Below are 23,615 nucleotides of genomic sequence, written 5' to 3' on the forward strand. Positions count from 1 at the left end.
CGTCTAGCGCGGACGCGGCGCGGGGCAGCTTAGCGCGTCGCACTCGTCGCGGGCGGGATCATCGGATGCGGCCGCGTGTGCCGCAGGAACATCGTTCTCCGCCAGCAGCCTCCCAATGGTTGCGCCCAGTGCCAGGTCGTCGATGCTGCCAAAGTGCTGCAGGCGCACGCGTCCCTGGCGGTCCAACAAGACCAGGCTGGGCGTGCCGCGCAAACCGTAGGCTTGCATGGTCATCGGGATGGCGCCCGTCGCCGCTGGCCGGTCTATGCCGATGGGAAAACTCCACCGGTACTCGTGATTGAAGGCCCGCAGCGCGGCGGGCCCCATGACGTCGTGGTGTTCGAACACGGTGTGCAGGCCGATGACCGCGACCTCCTGGCCGCGGAACAGTCTGTGCACGCGTTCGGCCTGCGGCAGCCCATGCGACAGGCACCCGGGGCATAGCATCTGGAACGCATGCAGCAGCACGACCTTGCCGCGCAGGGCAGCGAGTTCGATGGGACCGTCCGCATTCAGCCATTCGTCCGCCAGCAAGGGCGGGGGCAGTGCGTCGGCCAGGGTGTCTGATCGGGACATCTGAATGCTCCTCTGATGCGGCCGGCGGGGCGATGACGCCCCGCCGGCCGCTGTGGTCGTGCTATGCGGCGCGGCGCAGCTTCACGGCCGGGAAATCCACCGGCACGGCAAACGCCACGTTGACGTAGTTGGTGAACAGGTTGAGCGCGACGTGCGCCAGGATCTCGACGATCTCCTGGTCGCTGTAGCCAGCCGCGCGTACGGCCTGCACGTCGGCTTCGCTCACTTGCCCGCGCGCTTCCACCAGCTTGAGCGCAAAGCGCAGCGCCGCAGCTGTCTTGGGATCGGCGGCGTCGCCGCCTTGCGCGGCCGCCATTTCTTCGGCGCTGGCGCCTGCCTTGCGGCCCAGGGCCGTGTGGGCCGCAAGGCAGTATTCGCAAGCGTTGCGGTCGGCCACCGCCACCGCGATCTGTTCGCCCAGCTTGGCGGGAATGACCCCGCCGCCCAGCGCGCCGAAGGCGCCCCACATGCTCTGCAGCGCAGCCGGCGAATTGGCCACGGCCTTGAACATGTTCGGCGTTGCGCCAAAGGCGCCGTGGATCTGCGTGAGCAGCGCCTTGCGGTCCGCGCTGGCGCTGCTGGCATCGATAAGAGGAACTCGGGACATGTCGGTAACTCCTGGAAATGAAAAAAAGGCCGCCGATATCGAACGGGCTGGAGGAATCGTACGTAGAATGTCTGGACGTAAGGTGTTTTTTAATCCATGAAAATTGTCATTTCGTCCAAGATATGAGCAATCCTCTTCCCATTCAGGTTGACCGGCTGTCGGCGCTGCTGGACCGTTTCCGGGTGCGCGCCACGCTGTTCCACACGGGGGCGCTATGCGGCACCCAGGCTTTCGAAGCCGTGCCTGGGCGCGGCTTCCTGCACGTGTTGCGCCGGGGCGAAATGGAAGTGCGGCATCGCCTGGGCGAGACCGCCACGCCGCGCCTGCGCCTGGCCGAGCCGACCCTGCTGTTCTACCCGCGCGCCGTGCATCACGAATTCGTGAACCCGCCGCGGGACGGCTCGGATTTCACCTGCGCGGCGTTGGATTTCGATGGCGGCGAACGCAATCCCATCGTCCAGTCGCTGCCGTCCGTGGTGCGGATCCCGCTGGACGCGGTCGAAGGCTTGCGGCCGGCGCTGGACCTGCTGTTCGCCGAGGCGGATCAGGTGCGCTGCGGTTCACGCCTGTTGGCCGACCGCCTGTTCGAGGTGGTCTTGATCCAGCTGCTCAGGTGGATACTCGACCATCCGGAGGAAGTGGGTGTGACCAGCGGTCTGGTGATGGGCCTGTCCGATCCGCGTCTGGCCAGGGCGTTGGTGGCGCTGCACCGTTCGCCCTATGAAGACTGGTCGCTTGCGCGGATGGCGGCGATGGCGGGCATGTCGCGCAGCGCCTTTGCAGCGGCCTTCAAGGATGCTACCGGCGCCACGCCCGCGGCCTACCTGACCGATTGGCGCTTGAGCCTGGCGGCGTCCATGATGCGGTCCGGCCGCGCGGTCAAGCTGGTGGCGGCGGAGCTGGGATTTGCCAGCGCCTCGTCCTTGTCCAAAGCGTTCCGGCAGCGGATGGGTGTTTCGCCGCGCGAGTGGCTGGCGGCCAACGCGTAGCATCGGCCGCCTGCGCGCCGGCGTGATAATATTGACCTATGACAAAACTTTAGACGGCATAAGCGTAATGGAAAGCGCCCGCCGTTGTTCCTCCGCGAGGTTCAGGCATGAGCGAGCAAGACCCAGGGCAAGACAAGGGCACCCAGACACAGCATGACCAGCATGGCCGCTGGCCGCAGGCGCAGTCGGTCGAAGACTTCCGCCACAACCTGGCCACGGTCAACGGACGCATCGCCGATGCCGCGCGCCGCGCCGGGCGCGATCCGGCCACGGTGCGCCTGCTGCCCGTGAGCAAGACGGTGGAGGAAGCGCGCATCCAGCTGGCCTACGAGGCTGGCTGCCGCTACCTGGGCGAGAACAAGCTGCAGGAAGTTTCGAGGAAATGGGAAGCCATGGCCGACCTGACCGATCTGCGATGGTCGGTCATCGGCCACCTGCAGACCAACAAGGCCAAGCTCGTGGCCCGCTATGCGGCCGAGTTCCAGGCGCTCGACAGCCTGCGGGTCGCTGAGGCGCTGGACCGCCGGCTGCAAGCGGAAGGGCGCCAGCTGGACGTTTTCGTGCAGGTCAACACCTCGGGCGAAGCCAGCAAGTATGGGCTGCAGCCGGACGAGACGGCGGCCTTTCTGCGCGAATTGCCCGCGTTTTCGGGACTGCGGGTGCGCGGTCTGATGACCCTGGCGCTGTTTTCGGCCGAAGCCGCGCGCGTGCGCGAGTGCTTCGTGCTGTTGCGCACGCTGCGCGACCAATTGCGCCAGGACGCGCCCGCGGGCATCGGCCTGGATGATTTGTCCATGGGCATGTCGGGCGACTACGAGATCGCCATCGAGGAAGGGGCCACCGTGGTCCGCGTCGGTCAAGCCATCTTCGGCGCGCGCAACACGCCGGATTCCTACTACTGGCCGACCGACAACGGCGCGGAATCGCGCGCGTCCGGCTCTCAGGAGTAGCGCGCATGCCGGTGTACCGACTCATCATCAAGCGCGACGGCCGCCTGATCGGTCATTTCGAATCCACTGCGGCGTCCGCGCTGGACGACAGCCGCGACATCGCGGCGCGCCTGCCGGCCAAGGACGGCTATCAGCTCAGCCTGCAGGTCGCCGAGGGCGAACGGCGCCTGCTGGAAAGCACGCCGCAAGGCATACGGTTGCTGGCATCGGAAAACCTGTTCGTCTCAACCCCCGAAGGCTTGCTGGGCGGGCTGGACCGCCATCCGAGCCCGCAATAGGAGTTCCTGGAATGAGCCTCAGCGCTTTGGCGATCCGCCACGTTCCCTTTGAAGACCTGGGCATATTGGCGCCGGTCTTGGCCGATCGCGGCTACAGCGTGCGATACCTGGAGGCCGGCGTCGACGCCATCGACGCCGCCACCGTGGCTAACGCCGACCTCGTCGTGATCCTGGGCGGCCCCATCGGCGTCTATGAAACCGGCCGCTATCCCTTCCTGGAGCCGGAGCTGCGCGCCATCGCGCAACGCCTGCGCCAGGACAAACCGACCCTGGGCATATGTCTGGGCGCGCAACTAATGGCGGCAGCGTTGGGCGCGGACGTGGTGTCCACCGGCCGCGCCGAGATCGGCTATGCGCCGTTGACCCTTACGCAACAAGGGCAGGATTCCGTGCTGAGCGCGGTCGAGTCGGTGCCTGTGCTGCATTGGCATGGGGACCAGTTCGCGATCCCCGAAGGCGCGGCGCGCCTGGCCGAAACGCCGGGCTTCCCGAACCAGGCGTTTGCGCTGGGACCCAGGATACTGGGCCTGCAGTTCCATCTGGAGGCGGATTCCGCACAGATCGAACGTTGGCTCATCGGCCATGCCTGCGAACTGAGCCTGCGCCAGATTGATCCCGCGGTGATCCGCGAGGACGCGCGGCGTTATGGTCCCCAGCTTGAACACGTCGCGCGCCAGGCGATCGAGCAATGGCTGGACCAGATCTGAGTCTGTCCTATGCCCTGGCGCGTCCTGGCGACGAGGACGCTGCGCAACCATAGCCTTGCATAGGCGCAAGGGGCGCGCTGCGCCCCGTTCCAATTCGCCGCGGCCTGCGGCTCTCGGCGCTTCTTCCGCTCGCCATCTCTACCGCTGAATCTAAGGGTTAAACCCAGTAGCCGCTTCGATGCCCGATGAATAGGATCCCGTTTTATACAAATGGGATCCCATTTGTGTTTGTCACTTTTCTTTCTTCAGGACGGACAGCACATGACCAGCATCGACACCATCACAGGCAAGAAGATCATCAACGAGGGCGGCCGCGGCGGTCCGCTGACCGAGGACCACCAGGGCATGCGCGCCCGCCACGAGGACGACCTCGAGTGGACCAACCTGCGCTACGAAGGCCAGTTCGCAAAGATGATGTTCCATCCGACGGCGGAGGATCCGACCATTCCGAACGCCGGCATCGTGCGCTACGAAAAGGGTTCGGGACACCCGCTGCACAACCATTACTTCGCGCAGATCTGGTACATCCTGGACGGCAAGTTCCTCATCGAAGGCAAGCTCCACGGCAAGGGTTCGATGATCTTCCATCCGGATCCCCATTTCGAAAGCAAGCTGGAAACCATCGAGGCCGGCACGATTCTGTATGTGCAGTACGTCGGCCCGCACACCCGCCAGGGCGCGATCTACGAAGGCCGCTTCAACGTCAGCGAGCGCAAGAGCCTGGCGGAAGAGACCACCGCCGTGTAGTCGGGCGAAAAAAAGAAAACAAGGGAGACCGGGATGAACGCCATCTCACAACAGCCGTCCTCGCGCTCGAAGAAGCATTACGTGACCGCGGGACTGTCCAGCATGATCGGGACCACCATCGAGTGGTATGACTTCTTTCTATACGGCATTGCGGCAGCGCTGATTTTCAACAAGATCTACTTTCCCGCGATCGATCCCATCAGCGGGACGCTGGCGGCCTTCGGCACCTATGCGGTCGGTTTCATTGCGCGGCCGCTGGGCGGCATCGTGTTCGGCCATTTCGGCGACCGCGTCGGCCGCAAGTCGATGCTGATGATCAGCCTGATGCTGATGGGCGTGCCCACCATCCTGATCGGACTGACGCCCAGCTACGAGACGATCGGCTACTGGGGCGCAGTGGCCCTGGTCTTCTTCCGTTTCCTGCAAGGCCTGGCGGTGGGCGGCGAGTGGGGCGGAGCCGTGTTGATGGCGGTGGAGCATGCCCCCGAAGGCAAGAAGGGCCTGTTCGGCAGCCTGCCGCAAGTCGGGGTCGCGCCCGGCCTGATCCTGTCGTCGCTGGCGATGGGCGCGGTCTCCAGGCTGCCGGAGGCGGATATGCTGAGCTGGGGCTGGCGGCTGCCATTCCTTGCAAGCGTGTTCCTGCTGCTGGTCGGTTGGTACATCCGGGCCAAGGTCAGCGAATCGCCGGAATTCAAGCAGGCGCAGGCCCAGCCGAAACCGGACGCGCTGCCCTTGAAGACGGTGCTCCGAGAGCACAAGGTTCCCGTGTTGACCGCACTGGTGGCCTGCATCTCCGAAAAGACCTGGTTCTATACGCTGGCGACGTTTTCATTGACCTATGCCGTGGGTACGCTGGGGCTGCCGCGTGAAACCATATTGACGGGTGTCATTTGGGGAGCGGTCGGTGCATTGTTCACCATCCCGCTGTTCGGGTTGCTGGGCGACATGATCAGCAAGCGGGCGATATTCATCGCCGGCGCGCTGGGGATCTCGCTGTTCAGCGCGACATTCTTCTCGCTGCTGGATGAGAAGACGGCTTATCACACGAACATCGCGATGCTGGTGGCGTTCGGCTTGGTATACGCCGCGATGTATGCGCAGGAATCCAGCCTCTTTTCCAGCATGTTCCCGCCGGACGTCCGCTATACCGGCATCTCGCTGGCCGTGCAGATAGGCGGGGCGATAGGCGGCGGCACCGCGCCGCTGGTGGCGACGTACCTGCTGTCCCTGGGCGGAGGATCGCCCCGGTTCATCGTGCTGTATCTGGCGGGACTGGGATTGATCGCGGCGGCGTGCGGCGTGTTGATGCGTCCCTATGGGAAGCCGCAAGGCGCGAGCGGCGCAAAGCTGGCTAGCGCCGCGACTCCATCCATTCGATGACGAGTTCGGTCGTCCGGGATATGTGCGTGGCCATCGCTTCGCGAGCGGCGGGGCCATTGCGCAGGGTCAGCGCCGCGATGATGTCCTCGTGCTGCTTGATGTTTTCTTCCATCAGGCGGGGTGGCATCTTGGAGGCGAATCCCAGCACATTGGAAACGATGCTGCCCTGCAACTCGGCGACCAGCTCGTGCAGACGTTCGTTGTGGCTGGCCTGGGTGATCAGACTGTGGAATTTGGCGTTGAATTTCAGCCAGTCGGAACCGCTTTCGCTGCGCACGCGCGAACGCAGGGCGTCGGCGTAGTGCTTCTGATGCTGCGACAGCAGTTCCAGGTCGTGGTCGTCGATCCAGTCCACCGCCAGTTGCGCGGCCAGCCCTTCGAGTTCGGCGCGGATCTGGAAGGCTTCGCGGATGGCGCGGATGGATGGCACGGTGACCACGGCGCGGCCGGTACTGGTCAGCGTGATGGCGCGCCGTGCTTCGAGAAACCGCAAGGCCTCGCGGATGGGGGTGCGGCTGGTTTCGAACTCGGTCGCCAGCTCGTACTGGCTCAAGGCATCGCCGGGCAGGTATTGCCCGTTTCTGATCCGCCGCAGAATTTCTTCCGAAATCTCGATCGAGGATCTAGACGTGTTCCTGGTTTCGCTCATGCTCGAATCCGTGTCGCTTCCTGTGCGGGTCGGCAGGCGCTCCACGGCTTGGGGTGGCCAGGCTGATCCGTGTCCCTGGCGTCTGCGTTGCGCCCTTCCGCCGGCATGGTAGCACGTGGCTTTCGGCGGAATTGGGGGCGCAGCTACCGTGGTGGCTTGCGGCCTTCAGGACGCTTTTGCAGCCAGTCCACCACGAACTCCCCGGACTCATGGATATGCGCGCGCATGGCGGCGCGCGACGCCGCGGTGTCGCGCGCCGTCAGCGCTTCGACGACGGCCGCATGATGTTCGATGTTCTTCTTCATGCGGGCCTCGTACATGCCCAGCACGGTCATGTTGAGAATGTTCTTGGTGTAGTCCGTGTGCAGGTCCTTGATGATGCGCTCCAGCGACGGATTGCCGGCGGCGCGGAAGATCAGGGCATGAAACTCCTGGTTCTTGGCGACCCAATGCCGCATGGGCGCGGCGGCCTGGCGCGGCGCGGCCGAGCCGCCGGCGTTGACCTCGGCGTAGAGCGCGGCGACCGCCTCGGCGCATTCGGCGTGCGCGGCCTGCAGCCTTTGCAGATCGGCGTCGGAGATCCAGCGCGCCGCAAGTTCCGCCGCCATGCCTTCCAGCTCGCCGCGCAGCCAGTAATTCGCGCCTATGTCCTTGATGGTCGGCGCCACCACCGTGGCGCCGTAGCGCGGTTGCTGCACGATCAGGCCCTTGGTCTCCAGCTGCCGGAAGGCTTCGCGCACAGGCGTGCGGCTGACCTCGTATTCTTCGGCCAGGGTCTCCTGCCGCAGCTTCTGCCCAGGCGCGTAGGCGCCATTGAAGATCTTCGCGGAGATCGACTCCACCAGATGCTGCACCAGCTCTTCCGTGGCGGGATAAATGCGATCCATGGCCTGACTCCCCTGTTCTTGACGGCTGCGGCGATCCTCCGCGGGCTATTTTCCCGGCTCCGCGGAGAATACCAGTCGCCACTTCTGCTGTTCCTGGCGCATGCGCTCCAGAAAGACCTGCGACCCCGTGGGCATGGGCTGGCTGCCTTGCGCATGGAGCTGCGCCATGCCCTCGCTCTGCGCCACCGTCTGCATCGCATGTTCCAGCTTGTCGAGGATGCTCCGGGGCGTGGCGGCAGGCGCTACGAGTCCGGATATCGAGCCCACATCGAAATCGCCGCCCAGGGCTTCGCGGGCCGCGGGAACGTCAGCCAAATTTGACACCCGCTGTGCCGAGGTTACGCCCAGCGCCCGCATCCGTCCGGACTGTATGAATGGTCCGACCACCACGGTCTCTACCGCCGTCACGTCCACCACGCCCGAAAGCAGGGCGGTGGCGGCTTCCGCGCCGCTCTTGTAGGGCACATGCATGAGCGTGGCGCCGGTCTGTCGCTGCATCAGGGCGAATACCTGGTGTATCGAGGTGCCTTGTCCGGAGCTGGCGAAGGAGACGGCATCCGGCTTGCTGCGGGCCCGCGTCACCAGCGCCGGCAGGTCCCGGATCGGGGAGTCTTGCGGCACGACCAGGGCCAGCGGCGTGTTGGCGATCATGGAGACGTAGGCGAAATCCTTGAGCGCGTCGTAGTTCAGCTGCTTGTGGATGAGCGGATTGACCGCGACCATGCCGTTGGTGATCACCATCAACGTGTAGCCGTCGGGCTTGGCACGGGCCACGATGTCGGCGGCGATATTGCCGCCGGCGCCCGGCTTGTTCTCTACGACCACCGGCTTGCCGAGCTCGGCTTGAAGCTGTTTGGCCACGGTGCGGGCGGTGAGGTCGGTGATGCCGCCGGCGCCGAACGGCACGACCAGCGTGATGGGGCGCTCAGGCCAGTCCGTTGCAGCCTGGGCCTGAGCGGCAAGCGAAAACGTCAACGACGCGAGGCAGGCGCGCAGAAATCGTGCGTGCATGATGGTTTTCTCCTTGGAATGTTCTATTTCTTGGTGGGCAGGTCGGTTTCGACTGCCTGCCGTGGACGGCTGCCAATCCTGGCTGCCGCCCCGGGGAACCGCGTATCAGTGTTCGAGGTCCTGCTCGGTGATCGCGGGCGGCTCGCCCTTGATGTTCATGCGGCCTTCGTAAACCGGCCGGCCGCCGGTCGTTGGGCCTTGGTACTGGACGAAGAACAAGGTGCCGCCCGTTTCGGTGCTGAGCGCTTCCTCGATGTGCGGGTCCGGATGGAACACCACGGTGCCGGGGCCGTACATCTTTCCGCCCATGTTGAATTCCCCTTCGATCACGTACCAGACCTGGGCGAAGTCGTGCTTGTGCAGGCGGAAGCCCGCGCCGGGTTCATAGCGGAGAAATCCTGCGTTGGGCTCGGTGAGGCGTTCCGCCCGCGTATGGAAAAGGAACTTCGTCTTGTTCTTGAACCGGCCCATTTCCCATTCCATGTCCTCCGGCCTGCGGTACTCGGGCATGTGATGGGTCTGCGCCTGGTCGAGAACGTCATTGCTGCTCATGGCTTGCTCCTTGGTGATAGACCGGGAAAGTCTATCGGCCTTGTGCGGGAATTACTGGATACAAGATTTGCCTGTACTGCAGGGTGGGCGGGAGGTATCAGGCGCCCTGGAAATAGGTATTGGACCGGCCTGGGCGGCGTCCCTAGACTGCAAGCCAACATGGAGAACGAGCGATGCACTTGAAGGGAATCATCGGCTATCTGCTGACGCCTTGCGATGAACGCGGGCGGGTGGACCATGCGCTCTTGGAAGCGCACGTCGAGCGGCTGATCGGCGAGGGCGTGCATGCGCTGGCGCCGCTGGGCAGCGTCGGCTGCCTGCCTTACCTGGACGACGGCGAGCGCGAGGCCGTCATCGACACGGTCATCCGCGCGGCAAGCGGGCGGCTGCCCGTGCTCGCGGGCGTGTCCAGCCTGAGTACCGCCAGCACGGTGCATCACGCGCGCTACGCCGAACGCGCGGGCGCCGCAGCCTTGCAGCTATTGCCTAGCACCTACTGGAAGTTGACCCAGGACGAAATCCACGCCTACTACCGCGAGGTCTGCCAGTCGGTCTCCACACCGGTGATGGTCTACAACAACCCGTTCACGACGGGCATGGACCTGCCCGTCGAGTTCCTGGCCCGGCTGGCCGAGCTGCCCAACGTCACCATGATCAAGGAAAGCAGTCCGGACCCGACGAAGATCGCGCGGCTGCGCGCGGCCTGCCCGGATCGGACCGCGGTGTACATCGGCCTGAATTGCATGGCGCGGACCGGGTTTGCGGAAGGGGCGGCGGGTTGGTGCACGGCGTCGGCCAACGTCAGCGCGTCGTTTGCCCTGAACCTGTATCGCTGCGCCATGGCCGGCGACGCGCGCGGTGCGGACGAATGGTTCGGCCGCCAGATCGATCTCTTGAACTTTCTCATGGACCATGGCTTGCCGCGGACCGTGGCCGCGGGCTTGCGCTTGCGCGGCCTGGACAGCGGCCATCTGCGCGCGCCTCTCGCGCCGTTGGCCCCGGACCTGGAACAACGGCTTCTTGAAATCCTCAAAAAAATGGAGATCGCGCGATGAACAAGGGATTGCGCCGCTGCATGGCGGCTTTGTTGGGTGTAGTGCTTCCCGCTGCGGCGGCATGGGCGGGGTCGTATCCCGACCAGCCCATACGCCTGATCGTGCCGTTCGGCGCCGGCGGCGTGACCGACACCACGGCGCGGGTGTTCGCCGAGGGCCTCACGCGCGAGCTGGGCCAGCCGGTGGTGGTGGAGAACCGCGGCGGCGCGGGCGGCTCGATCGCCGCGGGCGCGGCGGCGAAGTCGCCGGCCGACGGCTATACGCTGCTGGTGATCACCAACGGCATGGTCGCGGTCAATCCGCTGATCTACAAGAAGCTGCCCTATGATCCGAACAAGGACTTCACCTACGTCGCGATGCTGGCCAATACGCCGACGGTGCTGGCGGTGGGTGCGGACAGTCCATATGCATCGTTGCCGGAAATCATCAAGGCCGCCTCGGCCAAGGCTGACAATATCGCGTTCTCCACGGCCGGCGAGGGCTCCGACAACTATCAAGTTCTGGAGCTGCTGCAACAGGCGACCGGCGTGAAGATGCTGCACGTGCCTTACAAGAGCGGATCGGAGTCCATGACGGCCGTGATGAGCCGCAACACGGATCTGACGGCCGTTTCCGCCGTCACCGCGGTGGGTTTCGTCGAGGCCAAGCAGATTCGTCCTTACGCGGTGACGTCGTCGCGACGCCTGGCCAATCTGCCTGACATTCCCACGGTCAAGGAAGTGCTGGGCAAGGACGTGGAAGGCGGGTCGCTGTCGGGTATTGCCGTTCCCAAAGGCACGCCGGCCGATGTGGTTGAGCGCCTGAACATGGCCATTGCCGCGGTGGCAAAAAGCCCATCGGTGCAGGACAAGATCTACGCGCGTGGCAGCGAACCCGTGGATGGATCGCAAGCGGCGTTCGAGCAGCGGGTCGTGGCCGAACAGAAAAAATGGGCGGACATTCTTTCGCGTCCGGCGCCGTAAGCCCCAGGGGCGTCAGGCGGCTTGCGCGCCCAGCACCTCGCGCGCCGTGTCGATGAACCAGCGGACTGCCGGATTCATGGACTCGGCGGGCGCTGCCAACGCCATGGCGTAGGTCAGGGGCGCGCCCTCCACGTCCATGAGGTCCACATATGCCACGTTGTCGATGGCGATCCGGCGCAGCGCCGCCGGCACGATGGCGACCCCCAGGCCCGCGGCGATGAGCGGCAGGCTGATGAGGGCGTGGGACGATTCCTGCAGAACCCGGGGATGAAACCCCGCGCGCTGGCAGGCCGCGACGATCTCTCCCGCGAACCCGGGGCTGTCGGAGTGCGCCAGGGTCACCAGCGTTTCATCCGACAGGTCCGAGAGCCTGGCGCTTTTCATGCCTGCCACCCGATGGCCCGCAGGCACGGCCAGCACCAGCCGTTCGCGCTGCAAGCCCGTGATTGCGATGCCCGGCACCCCGGACGCGGGCGGCACCAGGAATGCCGCGTCCAGCTCGCCGCGCTGCAATCCTGCCAGGATGCCGACGGTGCTGCCGCTGGTCAGTCGCAGGCGTATGTGCGGAAAGCGCTGCGTAAACTCGGGCAGGATGCGCGGCAGCAGGTTCAACGCGGCGCTGGGCACCGCGCATACCCGCAGCGTGCCCATACGTCCTTCGGCCGCATCGCGTGCAGTCTGCAGCGCGGCATCGGCGCCTTCCAGCAGGCGCTTCGCTTCGCGCAGAAAGGCGCCGCCGGCGACCGTGAGGCGCACGCCCAGGCGGTCCCGTTCGAAGAGGTCTGCACCAATCTCGGTTTCGAGCCGTTTGATTGCGACGCTGAGCGGAGGCTGGGTCATGTGCAGCCGGGCGGCCGCCTTGCGATAGTTCAATTCCGTGGCCAGAACCACGAACTGCCTGAGCTGCCTGAAATCCATGCTGGTCTCCCTGTGCTTTCTTAGGGCCGCCGCGCCGGCTTCAGCCCCGCGTGCGCTGGAAGTCTGTCATGAAATCGGCCAGCGCGGCCGCAGCGGGCAGCTCCACCGCGTTGTACAGACTGGCTCGGATGCCGCCGGTGTGCGCGTGTCCTTTCAACCCCATGAGCCCGGCGCTCTCGGCCTGGCGCAGAAACAGGGGCTCCAGGGCGGAATCGGCCAGGAAGAACGGCACGTTGTTGATGGACCGGAATTCCGGCCGGACCTTGTTGAAGTAGAAGCCGTCGCTGGCGTCGATGGCGCGGTACAGCAGCCCGGCCTTGGCCTGGTTGGCCTGATGGATGCGTTCCACGCCGCCGGTCCGGCGGATCCAACGCAGCGTCAGTCCGGTCAGATACCAGGAGAAGGTGGCGGGCGTGTTGAGCATCGAGTCCGCCCGCGCCGCGTGCGCATAGTTCAGCACGTCGGGCGTGATGGGCAGCGCGCCGTCCAGCAGGGCTTCGTCCACCACCACGACCGTGACGCCGGCGGGCCCCATGTTTTTCTGCGCCGCGGCGTAGATCAGACCGTGCCGGGACACGTCGATGGGCTTGGACAGCAGGCTGGAGCAGGCATCGCACACCAGCGGGACGGACGCGTCCGGCGCGGCGGGGAACTGCACGCCATGCACCGTCTCGTTCTCCGTGTAGTGCAGATAGGCCGCATCGGCGTCGAGCTGCCATTCGGCGGGCGCAGGGATGCGGTCGAAGCCCGATGCCTCGCTGCTGGCCGCGACGCGGACCTTGCAGTAGCGCCGGGCCGCATCGATGGCCTTGCCGGACCAGAGCCCCGTGTGAAGGTAATCCGCCGACGCCTTGCCGCGCAGCAGATTCATCGGCACCTGCGAGAACTGCAACGAAGCACCTCCTTGCAGGAACAGCACCTTGTAGCGGTCGGGGATCTGCAGGATGGCCCGCAGGTCCGATTCCGCCTGGCGTGCGATATCGATGAACACGCGCGAGCGATGGCTGATTTCCATTACCGACATGCCGGTGCCCGCGAAATCGAAGAACTCTTCGTGCGCCTCCTGCAGCACTTCCAGCGGCAGCGCGGCCGGACCAGCGCTGAAGTTGTATGACCTTGCCATATTTTCCGATTCTGCCCCGCCTGGCGCGGGCTCCTGCATGGTTACGCCCGCGGTTGCCGTGGCGATCGGGTGAGTCTACGGATAGAATGGCCGGCCCGGACAGGCCAGTTTTCTTCTTGTGAGCAGACCACATGCCTAAGACCTTCGAGCTGGATACGCTGAGGATGCGCATGAACGATGCGGAGCTCCAGCGCCTGGAGCTGCATCAGAGAATTCAGCGGGCGCTGCGCGCCCTGATCCTCGACGGTGCGCTGGGGCCTGGCCTCAGGCTGCCCGCCACCCGGGGGCTGGCCAAGTCGCTGGGGGTGGCGCGCGATACGGTGGAGAATGCCTATGTGCATTTGCACCGCGACGGCTACATCGTGCGGCGCGAGGGCTCGGGCAGCTACGTGTCGCAGACCGTGAGCACCGAATTGCGCGGCGCCGCGCGAAGGCGCGCGAAGCTGGAAAACAAGCTGGGCGCACTACCGCCGGGGGCAGGCCTGAGCCGGCGCGGGCGCATGATCCTGGACAGCGGCGGGGTCGCGGACCAGCAGGCCATCAAGGCGTTCGCCACGGGCCTGCCGGAAACCCGCAGCTTTCCCACCGACGTCTGGGAACGGCTGCAGCGCCAGGTCTTGAAGGACTACCGCAGCCATGTGCTGCTGCATGGCGACCCGCAGGGCGCCGAGCCCCTGCGCCGCGCCATCGCCGCCTACCTGAACCTGGAGCGCGGGGCCAAGGTCTTGCCTGAGCAGGTGCTGGTGTTGAGCAGCACCCGCCAGGCCCTGTTTCTGTGCGCGCAATTGCTGACGGACGCCGGCAAGCCCATTCTGATGGAAAACCCCGGCTACTTCGGCGCCCGCAAGGCCTTCGAATCCGCGGAAACGCGGATCGTGCCCATCGATGTCGACGCGCAGGGCATACGCACGGACCTGCTGCGCGCGGACCGCAGCGGCGCCAACTGCGTGTACGTGACGCCGTCGCACCAATACCCCACCGGCGTGACGCTATCGCTTGAGCGCAGGCTGGATCTGATCGGCTGGGCGGCGGAGCACGGCAAATGGATCATCGAGGACGACTACGACAGCGAATTCCACTACGACGGCCTGCCTACGGCCTGCGTGCAGGGGCTGGACATGCACCAGCGCACGCTCTACCTGGGTACGTTCAGCAAGACGCTTTATCCGGGTCTCAGGATGGGATATATGGCGCTGCCGCCCGGCCTGGTCGATGCTTTTGCCCGTGCGCGCAGCATCATGGACGGGCATACGCCGCAGATCCTGCAGCTGACGCTGGCGCGCTTCATGGACGACGGCCATTACAACTCGCACGTGCGATCCATGCGCAAGCTGTACGCGGGACGGCGGCAGGTGTTGCTGGAGTCGCTGGGCAAGCAGTTGGACGGCGTCGTGCAGGCCTACAGGCCTCCCGGCGGGTTGCAGATCCCATGCCTGCTGGAGCGCGGATGGTCCGAGGAGCAGACCATCCGCCAAGCCGAGGCCGCGGGCCTTCGGCTGCCTGGACTGAGCCGGCTCTATGCGGGCGATCACAAGCAGCAGGGCTGGCTGCTGGGCTATGCCTCGCTGACGGCCTACGAGATCGACGCCGCGGTGCTACGGCTGTCGAATGCGTTGAAGCGCTAGGGGACTTCAGTACGGCAGCGGGAAGCGCCTGGCCAGCCCGGCCACGCCTTCGCGGATGGCGCTTTCCGTGCGGGCGTCGACGGCCCCGGCGCGCAAGCCGCCCAGCAAGGCCAGGATCATGTCGCCGATTTCCTGGAATTCGGCGGGTCCCATGCCGCGCGACGTGCAGGCGGCGCTGCCCACGCGTATGCCGGAGGTAACGGCCGGCTTGGCGGGGTCGTTGGGGACGGCGTTCTTGTTCAAGGTGATGCCAACCTGTTCCAGCGCTTGCTCCGCCGTATTACCGGCCAGTCCCCAGGGTCGCAGATCGACCACGCCCAGATGGCAGTCGGTGCCGCCCGACACGATGGACAGGCCGCCTTCGGCCAGCCGGCGGCACAGGACGCGCGCATTCTCGACCACGGCGTGGGCGTAGGTGCGGAAGGCGGGCTGCAGCGCTTCGCCCAGGGCCACGGCCTTGGCGGCGATGATGTGCATCAGCGGACCGCCCTGCAGGCCCGGGAATACGGCCGAATCGATCTTGCGGGCGAGTTCGGCGTCATCGGTCAGGATCATGCCCCCGCGCGGGCCGCGCAAGGTCTTGTGGGTGGTGGTGGTCGTGACGTGCGCATGCGGCACCGGCGAGGGATACGCGCCGGCCGCGGCCAGGCCGGCGAAATGCGCCATGTCCGCCATGAAGATCGCGCCCGTCTCATCGGCAATGGCGCGAAAACGCGCGAAGTCCAACGTGCGCGAGTAGGCCGAGCCGCCGGCGATGATGAGCTTGGGTCTTTCCTGCCGCGCGATGCGCTCGACCTCGTCCATGTCCACCCGATGCGTAGCCGGATCGACGCTGTAGCTCAGCGCCTGCAGCCAGCGTCCCGACATGTTGACCTTGGAGCCATGGGTCAGGTGTCCGCCCGCCCTCAGGTCCAGGCCCAGGATCTTGTCGCCGGGGGCCAGCAGCGCCAGGTAGACCGCCTGGTTGGCCTGGCTGCCCGAGTGGGGCTGTACGTTGGCGTAGCGGGCGCCGAACAGACGCGTGGCGCGCTCGATGGCGATCTCCTCGGTCACGTCCACGTTGACGCAGCCGCCATAGTAGCGGCGGCCAGGGTAGCCCTCTGCGTACTTGTTCGTCAGCACGGAGCCCTGGACTTCCAGCACCGCGCGGCTGACGAAGTTTTCGGAAGCGATGAGTTCTATCGAGTGCCTCTGCCGGCGCCGTTCGGCGTCGATGGCGCCCCAGATGCCGGGGTCGGCCTGCGCCAAGGGCAGGGCGCTGACGCAAGGCAGTGCGAGGCTGTCGGGAAGGTTGGGGTTCGTCACGGTGGTTCCTGTTTCGATGGACGTATGGAGATGAAGAGGTCAGGAATTGGCGGCCAGCGCCCGCTGGCCGCCATGGATGAGCAGGTGCGCGGTCAGGCCGGCGACCAGCCCCCAGAACGCGCCGCCCACGCCCAGCAGGGTGACGTTGGCGGCGGTGGCCAGAAAGGTGATGAGCGCGGTCTCCCGGGTGCGGGCGTCGGCCATCGCATTGGCCAGGCTGCCGCCGATCGCGCCCAGCAAGGCAAGGCCGGCCAGCGTGGTGATGAATGCCTTGGGCAGCACCATGAACAAGGTCGCCAGCGTGACGCCGAAGGTGCCCACCAGGATGTAGAACACGCCGCAGGCCAGGCCCGCGAGGTAGCGTTTGGCGGGATCCGGATGCGCATCCCGGCCGGTGCAGATCGCCGCGGTGATCGCCGCCACGTTGAAGGCGTGCGCGCCGAAGGGCGCCATGAGGAGCGAACCCAGGCCCGTCACGGTGAGGATCGGGTTCGCGCTGGTCTGGTAGCCGTCGTTGCGCAGTACCAGCATGCCGGGCATGTATTGACCCGTCAGCGTGATGATGAAGAGCGGCAGGGCGACGCCCAGCAAGGCCTGCAGCGAGAACTGCGGCATTTCGAAGACCGGCGCTGCGAGGCTGAGGTGGACTGCCGAGAAGTCGATGCGGCCTTGTGCGATGAGCAGCGCAAGGCCGATGACCAGGATGCCGACCACCGCAAAGCGCGAGGTATAGCGCTTGAGCAGCGCATAGGAGATGACCAGCACGATTACCAGCAGCGGATCGGCGCTGGCCCCGCCGAAGGCATTGACGCCGAATTGCAGCAGGATGCCGGCCAGCAGGCCGGCGGCAATGCCGCCCGGAATCATGCGCACCAGCTTCTCGAATGCGCCGGACAGGCCGAGCACGACGAAGCCCAGCGCCGACAGGACGTACGCGCCGATGACCTCGCCGTAGGGCGTGAAGGGCATCACGGTCGCCAGAAACGCCACGCCGGGTGTGGACCAGGCCGTAATGACGGGCGCCTTGTAGCGCCAGCTCAACAGTGTGCCGGTGATGCCGACGCCGATGGAAACCGCCCATACCCAGGACGCGGTCTGGGCAGGAGTCAGCCTGGCCAGCTCCGCGGCCTGGAACACCAGCACGAAGGTGCCGCCGTAGTTCACCAGCACCGAGATCAGGGCGGCGACGGTGGGGGAAAAGAAGTCGGCGGGTCTGAGGCCAGCCGGTGATGCGTTCATGATCAACTCCGCGTTCGTGGTGGGGCCAGGCCGCGCGGCGGCCGGGCTTGAACGGGGAGTCTATGGTGCTGGCGGTATGTCGATACCTGCCACATTCATGAAAGTGGGCAGACCGCTTTCCTGACGGGAACAGCGCTGGGCGGAGTGCGGGACAGGCTCAGCGCCACGCTTGCCGCAGGGTTTGCGCAAGCGCGGATGCCTGGCGCAGCCCGGCCTCGGCGGCGTCGGCGCGGCGCGCTGGGTCCAGCACGTTGTCGCCGATGGCCTGTTCGCTGGTCGCGTCCGGCAGCACGGCATGGACCTCGTTGCCGGCGTCGCGCAGGGCCTGCAGTTCGCGCCGCAGATGGCCGCTGACCGGATTCCCTTCCCGATAACCCAGCGGCGCCAGCACCACGACCTGCTGATAGCCGGCCGCCATATCGGCATTGGTCATGGAGCGGATGCCGCCGTCCATGTAGGTCGCGCCGCCGATGGGCACGGCCGGCCAGGCGCCCGGCACGGCGCAGCTGGCGGCGATGGCATCGACGAAATCGACCTGGTCGGCGGCGCTGAAACCGCGCCCTTCGCCGGTGGTCGTGTCGACCGCGACCACCAGCAATGGACGGGAAGGCCAGTCGCTTGCGCCCAGACGGGCGGCGATGATGGCGCGGCGTTCCGCCAGTGTGGGCGTAGCGGAACGCTGCGCGTAGGCGCCGATGCGCCGGCGCGCCTGTTGCAGGTCCGCGCCCACTTTGGCGAACAGCTCGCGGTTCTTTTCGTCGGCGGCTTGTTGCGAGTACGGACGATATTGTTCGGCGCCCGTCCCTCCCAGTTGCGTCGCCAGCAGCTGCATGGGCGGGACGCCCAGCGCCAGCTGCGCGCCGGCGACGGAGCCTGCGGAGCAACCGATGAACAGGTCCGCCGCGGTGAGGTCGACGCCCTGGCGCGCCAGGCCCGCCAGGACGCCGATCTCCCAGGCCAGCCCGGTCACGCCGCCGCAGCCCAGTACCAGGCAGCGCTTCTTCTGCGGATGCGCCATTCAGGCTGTCTCGACGCGAGTGGCGGCGGACGGCTCGGTTTCGCCCTCGCCGGACGCCGGACGGTAGTGGTAGTCGCCCATGTCCGTCTTGCGCAGCATGTGCCAGTAGTCGTCGTTGCGGAAGGGAGTGGGCGCCACTACCTTGCCATGCGCGTTGCGGTACCAGTTGCTCATGCCCTTGTGGGTCCAGATCATGCGGTCATGGGCGGCCTGGACACGGGCGTTGTAGGCGTCGTGCCTGTCCCTGCGGACTTCGATCTCGAAGCGTCCGCCGGCCTTGTCCAGACCTTGCTGCAATAGGCCCATGACATAGCGCACCTGGGTCTCCAGCAGGGCGACGACGCTGCCGCCGTGGCCCAGGGCGGTGTTGGGGCCGGCCAGGATGAACAGGTTGGGGAAGCCCGGCGCCGCGACGCCCATGAAGGCCTCGGCCCCTTTTTCGTCCCAGGCTTCGCGGATCGAGCGCCCGCCGCGGCCATAGAGCTTGAACGAGGACAACAGGTTGATCGCGTCGAAACCGGTGGCGACCACCAGCACGTCCAGTTCGTGCGCCCGGCCGTTGTCGCCCACCACCGCGTTTTCCGTGACCCGGGCGATGCCGCCCGTGACCAGTTCGACGTGGTCCCGGGCCATGGTTCGGAACCAGCCGTTGTCCATCAGCATGCGTTTGCCGAAGGGAGGGTAGTCGGGCAGAACGTCCGGCAGCAGGTCCTGGCGGTCGCCGAGTTCCGCCTTGATGTAGCTGGTGAAGTGTTCGCGGTGCCTGTCGTTGATCTGATTGATGGCGCGCTCGGGGTGCGGCCATTGCGGATCGATCTGCAGCGTGGCGTGGACGCGGTCGTTGAAGATCCAGGCTAGCCGTTGGCGATACCACTCCTGGTAGTACGGCACCTCGCGCAGCAGGAAGCGGACGTCCTCCGGCACCGGCTTCTGGAATTTCTCGAAGGGCGCGGCCCATTGCTTGGAGCGCTGGAACACGGTCAGGGAGCGGACCTGGTCGGCGATTGCGGGAACGACCTGCATGGAGCTGGCGCCGTTGCCGATGATGCCCACGTTCTTGCCGCGCAGGTCCAGGCCTTCCGGCCAGTTGGCCGTATGGAAGCAGGGGCCCTTGAAGCTCTCCAGGCCGGGTATGGGGGGCAGCTTGGGCACGTTCAGCAGGCCCACCGCGCTAATGAGGATGTCCGCCACATAGTCCTGGACCTGGCCGTCCTGCCCGACCGTGCGTATGTTCCAGCACAGCGCGTCTTCGTCGTAGCGGGCGGACTCCACGCGCGTGTTGAAGCGGATGTTGGGGCGCACGCCATGCTGGTCGGCGACGCTTTCGAAATAGCCCTGGATCTCGCCTTGCAAGGCGAAGTAGCGCGACCAGTCGTGCTTGGCGAACGAATACGAGTAGATGTGGTTGGGGGTGTCCACGCCCGCGCCAGGGTAGCGGTTCTCGTACCAGGTGCCGCCGACTTCGGCGTTCTTCTCGATCACCACATACGGAATGCCCGCGCCTTGCAGGCGGATCGCGGCGCACAGGCCTGCCACGCCGGCGCCGATGACCAGCACCCGATAGCCTTGCGGCACCTGGAACGCATCGTGTTGCTCCAGCGCGAAGTCCGGGTCCAGGCCCAGCCAGGCGGCGATCATGGGGCCGTACGAGTCGGGCACATCTTCCCCGATGCTGGTGCGCAGCATGGCGACCAGCTGTTCATGCGCAGGCGCCGGCAGCTTGGGCTGCTGGCCGCGGCGGGTCAGCAGGATGGCCGAGTACGCGGCCTCGCGGATCTCTTCCTGCACGGCGTCCGGCAACCCGCCAGGGTCGTTGTCTTCCAGGCCGCGAATGCGCGAGCACTGGTAGCGCTCGGACAGCCATTGCGTGTCGCCCGTCAGGTGCACCAGCACCATGAGCAAGGTGGGGATGTTGGCGCTGGCCAGCGCGCGCTTGAGCGTGGCCTCCCACAGGTCGTTGCCGAACGGTGTTGCCGGAGCCGGGGTATCGCGATGCATGTAAGGGTCCTTCCAGGAGTGGCGTGGGGGGTGGGTTGCGGCCTACTCGGCGGTTGCGCCGGACTTCTTGATCAGCTCGGCCCATTTGGCGCTGTCGCTGACGATGAAGGCGCCGAAATCGCCCGGCTTGGTGAACAGGGCGTCCAGGCCCATTTTCTTGAACTGCTCCTGCACGTCGGGCGCCGTCTTCATCTTCTGCAGGGATGCCTGCAGCCTTTCGACGACCGCGGACGGCGTGCCGGCCGGGGCCACTATGCCCAGCCAGGGCATGGCGTCGTAGCCGGGCAGGCCGGACTCCTCGACCGTGGGCAGGTCGGGCAGCACCGAGGACCGCGTCTTGGTGGTGACGGCGAGCGGCCGTACCTTGCCGCTATCGAGGAAAGGCTGGGCGGCCGCGATGTCCACGAACAGCATGTCGACTTCGCCGCCAGCCAGGGAGGTCAACGCCGGAACGCTGCCCTTGTAGGGGATGTGGGTCATCTTCAGGCCGGTCAGCGCGGCGAACAGCTCGCCCTCCAGATGGTTGGACGTGCCGTTGCCGGAAGAGGCGAAGGTCGCCGATTTGCCGTCTTTCTTGAGCGCGGCGATCAGTTCCTTGACGCTGGACGCCTGCACCTGCTTGCCCGTCACCAGGACGTGCGGCACGCTGGCGATGAGCGAAACGGGCTGGAAGTCCTTGACCGGGTCGTAGTTCGCGGTGTTCTTGTACAGGCTGGGAGCGATGCCCAGGGACGATGCCGCCATCAACAGCGTGTAGCCGTCGGCCGGCGCCTTGGCCACGTAGGCCGAGGCGATCATGGTGCCGGCGCCGGGCTTGTTGACCACCACCACCGGCTGGCCCAGATCTGCCTGCAGCTTGGCCGCGACCTGTCGGGTCATCACGTCCGTGACGCCGCCGGGCGTGAAGGGCACCACGATGTTGATGGGCTTGTTGGGATAGTCCTGGGCGTGGGCGGCTGCGCCCGTGCAGATCAGGGTTGCGGCCAGGCAATGCGATAGCCATTTCATGAGTTTGTCTCCTGTGGTTTTCTAGGTGTGGCGTTCAGATGGAGCCTGCGCTGAGGCTCCGGTGCCGGATCAAGCCCCAGACCGTGTTGGCGTGGGGCATGTCCAGGTTCAACTTTGCTGCGATCTCGATCATGGCGCCGACCAGGGCGTCGGTTTCCAGCGGCTTGCCTTGCAGCGCGTCCTGCAGCATCGAGGTCTGGGCGGCGCCGGCGCTGGCGGCTGCCTGCATGCGTTGTTCCACGGTGACCGGCAGCTCGAGCCCGAGCGCCTGGCCCAGCGCCAGGTACTCGCCGAGCATGGCGCGCGCCAGTTTTCCGAGATATGGATCCTGGACCATGGCTTCCATGGTGGCGCGGGCCAGCACGCTCAAGGGGTTGAAGGTGGCGTTGCCCATCGCCTTGATCCAGACGGCTTGGTGGATGTCGCCGCTGACCTCGCATTGCAGGCCTGAAGCTTGCAACAGCCCGGCGAGCCGATTGGCCCGCGCAGACATGGAGCCGTCCGGTTCGCCGAGGATGAGATTGTTGCGGGCGTTCTGGGCCGCGATGCCAGGCGCGGTGGCGTTCGCCGCGATGTACACCACGGCGCCCAGCACCCGCTCCAAAGGCAGCGCTCGCCTGAGGGCGCCGCGGCCATCCACCGATTGCAGCGGCGTGTCGCCCAGGGGGCTGGCCAGCGTGGGCAGATACCACCAGGGGATGCCGTTTACGGCCGGCACCACGGCGCCCTGCGGCGCGAGCATCGGCGCCAGGTGCGCGGAGATATCGTCCAGCGCCTGTTGCTTGACCGCAAGAATCAGGTAGTCCGCGTCGCGCACCTGGCGCGGTTCGTCGGTGGCGCGCACCGGGTAGTGGCGCGTGACGCCGTTGACCGTCAAGCCGACGCCGTGCTGGCGCAGGGCGGCCAGCGTCTTTCCGCGGGCGATCATGGTCACCTCGCAACCTGCCTGGGCCAGGCGCGCGGCGAGCAGACAGCCGATCGCGCCCGCACCATATACCGCGACGCGGCATTGATGAGCATCTTTCATTTCTACTCTGCGAAAAAAGGGCCGCCGGGATGGCGGCGCGGTTGCCGCTATTCCTGGTATTCGGGCCGGATGCGTTGCAGCAGCCGGAGCAGGGGGGGCCAGTGCTTGTGGCGGGACGGGCGGTCCAGACGGTCGAACTGGCGGCCGACCTTCTCGGCAACTTCGGCTCCGGGCACAACCAGCGGCAGGCCGCCGGCCAGCGCCGCGACCTGCGCCTGGCAGGCGCGCTCCAGATAGAACATGGCGTCGAAGGCGTCCGGCACGCTGGCGCCGCAGACCAGCAGGCCGTGATTGCGCAGGATCATCGCGCTGTGGGAGCCGAGATCGGCGATCAGGCGCTGCTGCTCGTCCATGTCGAGCGCGACGCCTTCGTAGTCGTGATAGCCGATGCGGTTGTGAAAGCGCATGGCATGCTGCGAAATCATGAGCAGGCCAGCCTCTTGCGCGGACACCGCGATGCCGGCCGCGGTATGCGTATGCATGACGCAGGCCGCGTCGTGGCGGACGCGATGGATGGCGCTATGGATGACGAAGCCGGCGGGGTTGATGCCCAGGCCGGTCTGGTCCAGCAGGATGCCGCCGTCTATGTCCACCTTGACCAGGTTGGACGCAGTGATTTCGTTGAACATCAGGCCGTAGGCATTGATCAGGAAGTGCGGCTGGGCGCCGGGAACCCGGGCCGAGATATGCGTATAGATGTGGTCGGTCATGCGCATTTCGACAGCCAGGTTGTAGGCCGCGGCGAGATCCACGCGCACTGCCCATTCCTCGGCCGAAACCTGGTCCTTGATCGATGCCTCTTGCACGGCAGCTCCTCCGGTTTTGCATTCTTCTTGGTCTGGCCGGCGCCTCTGCTGCGTGGCCTCTTTCAAACGGAGTATAGGTTTTCCAGCCGCTGTCGACTAAGCAAACGTTTTGATGGAAACGCATAAATTCCATCAATCATTCGGCCATGCCGGCAGGCATGAAAAACCTTGATGGATATGCATAAAAACGTTTAGCTA

24 protein-coding genes are annotated in these 23,615 nt (G+C 66.1%); 9 read left to right on the top strand and 15 right to left on the bottom strand.

The features are described 5' to 3' along the window. Positions 1-3: 3 nt before the first annotated feature. Both HV766_RS03055 and HV766_RS03060 read right to left on the bottom strand, forming a co-directional pair. A complete protein-coding gene (locus HV766_RS03055) occupies positions 4-576 on the bottom strand; it encodes a redoxin domain-containing protein (RefSeq protein ID WP_125472261.1) in 573 nt (190 codons plus the stop codon). Positions 577-637: 61 nt separating this feature from the next. Next, a complete protein-coding gene (locus HV766_RS03060; protein ID WP_175159855.1) occupies positions 638-1,183 on the bottom strand; it encodes a carboxymuconolactone decarboxylase family protein in 546 nt (181 codons plus the stop codon). Positions 1,184-1,305: 122 nt separating this feature from the next. Between HV766_RS03060 and HV766_RS03065 the strand changes: the two genes are divergently transcribed. The 6 genes from HV766_RS03065 (at position 1,306) to HV766_RS03090 (ending at position 6,234) form a co-directional block, all read left to right on the top strand. Beyond that, on the top strand, positions 1,306-2,172 hold the full coding sequence (locus HV766_RS03065) for an AraC family transcriptional regulator (protein ID WP_175180530.1): 867 nt from the start codon (positions 1,306-1,308) through the stop codon (positions 2,170-2,172). 107 nt (positions 2,173-2,279) lie between these two features. Further along, positions 2,280-3,122: a YggS family pyridoxal phosphate-dependent enzyme gene (locus HV766_RS03070; RefSeq protein WP_175180531.1), complete on the top strand. Its 843-nt coding sequence runs from the start codon at positions 2,280-2,282 to the stop codon at positions 3,120-3,122. Positions 3,123-3,127: 5 nt separating this feature from the next. Next, a complete protein-coding gene (locus HV766_RS03075; protein ID WP_054452121.1) occupies positions 3,128-3,400 on the top strand; it encodes a hypothetical protein in 273 nt (90 codons plus the stop codon). Between the two features lie 11 nt (positions 3,401-3,411). Next, positions 3,412-4,107 (top strand): glutamine amidotransferase, encoded by a 696-nt coding sequence (locus HV766_RS03080; RefSeq protein WP_175180532.1) that lies wholly within the window; start codon positions 3,412-3,414, stop codon positions 4,105-4,107. Positions 4,108-4,368: 261 nt separating this feature from the next. Further along, positions 4,369-4,854 carry a cupin domain-containing protein gene (locus HV766_RS03085; protein WP_054452119.1) on the top strand — a complete coding sequence of 162 codons (486 nt, stop codon included), beginning with the start codon at positions 4,369-4,371 and terminating at the stop codon, positions 4,852-4,854. 33 nt (positions 4,855-4,887) lie between these two features. Continuing rightward, entirely contained in the window at positions 4,888-6,234 is a 1,347-nt protein-coding gene (locus HV766_RS03090; RefSeq protein ID WP_119450403.1) for an MFS transporter, read from the top strand. Here the strand turns inward: HV766_RS03090 and HV766_RS03095 are convergent. The 4 genes from HV766_RS03095 to HV766_RS03110 form a co-directional block, all read right to left on the bottom strand. Beyond that, positions 6,206-6,883 carry a GntR family transcriptional regulator gene (locus tag HV766_RS03095; protein WP_175180533.1) on the bottom strand — a complete coding sequence of 226 codons (678 nt, stop codon included), beginning with the start codon at positions 6,881-6,883 and terminating at the stop codon, positions 6,206-6,208. The two genes, HV766_RS03090 and HV766_RS03095, sit on opposite strands and share 29 nt — an antisense overlap. A gap of 143 nt (positions 6,884-7,026) precedes the next feature. Continuing rightward, positions 7,027-7,770 carry a GntR family transcriptional regulator gene (locus tag HV766_RS03100; RefSeq protein ID WP_175180534.1) on the bottom strand — a complete coding sequence of 248 codons (744 nt, stop codon included), beginning with the start codon at positions 7,768-7,770 and terminating at the stop codon, positions 7,027-7,029. Between the two features lie 45 nt (positions 7,771-7,815). Beyond that, positions 7,816-8,781, bottom strand: coding sequence for a Bug family tripartite tricarboxylate transporter substrate binding protein (locus HV766_RS03105; protein WP_175180535.1), 966 nt, complete (start codon positions 8,779-8,781; stop codon positions 7,816-7,818). 105 nt (positions 8,782-8,886) lie between these two features. Further along, positions 8,887-9,333 (bottom strand): cupin domain-containing protein, encoded by a 447-nt coding sequence (locus HV766_RS03110; RefSeq protein WP_054452115.1) that lies wholly within the window; start codon positions 9,331-9,333, stop codon positions 8,887-8,889. 173 nt (positions 9,334-9,506) lie between these two features. Between HV766_RS03110 and HV766_RS03115 the strand changes: the two genes are divergently transcribed. Next, a complete protein-coding gene (locus tag HV766_RS03115; protein WP_175159864.1) occupies positions 9,507-10,388 on the top strand; it encodes a dihydrodipicolinate synthase family protein in 882 nt (293 codons plus the stop codon). Further along, positions 10,385-11,350, top strand: a complete 966-nt coding sequence (locus tag HV766_RS03120; protein WP_175180536.1) for a Bug family tripartite tricarboxylate transporter substrate binding protein — start codon at positions 10,385-10,387, stop codon at positions 11,348-11,350. Before HV766_RS03115 ends, HV766_RS03120 begins: the two co-directional genes overlap by 4 nt. Positions 11,351-11,362: 12 nt before the next feature. Here the strand turns inward: HV766_RS03120 and HV766_RS03125 are convergent, their stop codons facing one another. Continuing rightward, the gene (locus tag HV766_RS03125) at positions 11,363-12,268 is read right to left on the bottom strand and encodes a LysR family transcriptional regulator (protein ID WP_175180537.1); all 906 of its coding nucleotides are present in this window, start codon (positions 12,266-12,268) and stop codon (positions 11,363-11,365) included. A 40-nt stretch (positions 12,269-12,308) separates the two neighbouring features. Further along, on the bottom strand, positions 12,309-13,391 hold the full coding sequence (serC, locus tag HV766_RS03130) for a 3-phosphoserine/phosphohydroxythreonine transaminase (protein ID WP_175180538.1): 1,083 nt from the start codon (positions 13,389-13,391) through the stop codon (positions 12,309-12,311). 131 nt (positions 13,392-13,522) lie between these two features. Here serC and pdxR point away from each other — a divergent pair, with 131 nt between their 5' ends. Next, positions 13,523-15,016 carry a MocR-like pyridoxine biosynthesis transcription factor PdxR gene (gene pdxR / locus HV766_RS03135; protein WP_175180539.1) on the top strand — a complete coding sequence of 498 codons (1,494 nt, stop codon included), beginning with the start codon at positions 13,523-13,525 and terminating at the stop codon, positions 15,014-15,016. Positions 15,017-15,022: 6 nt separating this feature from the next. Here pdxR and HV766_RS03140 read toward each other — a convergent pair whose 3' ends face one another. The 7 genes from HV766_RS03140 to HV766_RS03170 all read right to left on the bottom strand — a co-directional run bounded on the left by HV766_RS03140 (position 15,023) and on the right by HV766_RS03170 (position 23,417). Then, the gene (locus HV766_RS03140) at positions 15,023-16,321 is read right to left on the bottom strand and encodes a serine hydroxymethyltransferase (protein ID WP_166738380.1); all 1,299 of its coding nucleotides are present in this window, start codon (positions 16,319-16,321) and stop codon (positions 15,023-15,025) included. 39 nt (positions 16,322-16,360) lie between these two features. Then, a complete protein-coding gene (locus tag HV766_RS03145; RefSeq protein ID WP_054452108.1) occupies positions 16,361-17,560 on the bottom strand; it encodes a benzoate/H(+) symporter BenE family transporter in 1,200 nt (399 codons plus the stop codon). 157 nt (positions 17,561-17,717) lie between these two features. Further along, positions 17,718-18,578, bottom strand: a complete 861-nt coding sequence (locus HV766_RS03150) for a patatin-like phospholipase family protein (RefSeq protein ID WP_175180540.1) — start codon at positions 18,576-18,578, stop codon at positions 17,718-17,720. After that, positions 18,579-20,576, bottom strand: a complete 1,998-nt coding sequence (locus HV766_RS03155) for a flavin-containing monooxygenase (RefSeq protein ID WP_175180541.1) — start codon at positions 20,574-20,576, stop codon at positions 18,579-18,581. A 42-nt stretch (positions 20,577-20,618) separates the two neighbouring features. After that, entirely contained in the window at positions 20,619-21,584 is a 966-nt protein-coding gene (locus HV766_RS03160) for a Bug family tripartite tricarboxylate transporter substrate binding protein (RefSeq protein WP_054452105.1), read from the bottom strand. Between the two features lie 34 nt (positions 21,585-21,618). Beyond that, positions 21,619-22,611: a ketopantoate reductase family protein gene (locus tag HV766_RS03165; protein ID WP_175180542.1), complete on the bottom strand. Its 993-nt coding sequence runs from the start codon at positions 22,609-22,611 to the stop codon at positions 21,619-21,621. Positions 22,612-22,658: 47 nt separating this feature from the next. Further along, positions 22,659-23,417 carry a class II aldolase/adducin family protein gene (locus HV766_RS03170; RefSeq protein WP_054452103.1) on the bottom strand — a complete coding sequence of 253 codons (759 nt, stop codon included), beginning with the start codon at positions 23,415-23,417 and terminating at the stop codon, positions 22,659-22,661. Between the last annotated feature and the right edge of the window lie 198 nt (positions 23,418-23,615).

The sequence above is a fragment of the Achromobacter aegrifaciens genome, from assembly GCF_902859735.1.
GTDB classification, from domain to species: Bacteria; Pseudomonadota; Gammaproteobacteria; order Burkholderiales; family Burkholderiaceae_B; genus Achromobacter; species Achromobacter aegrifaciens.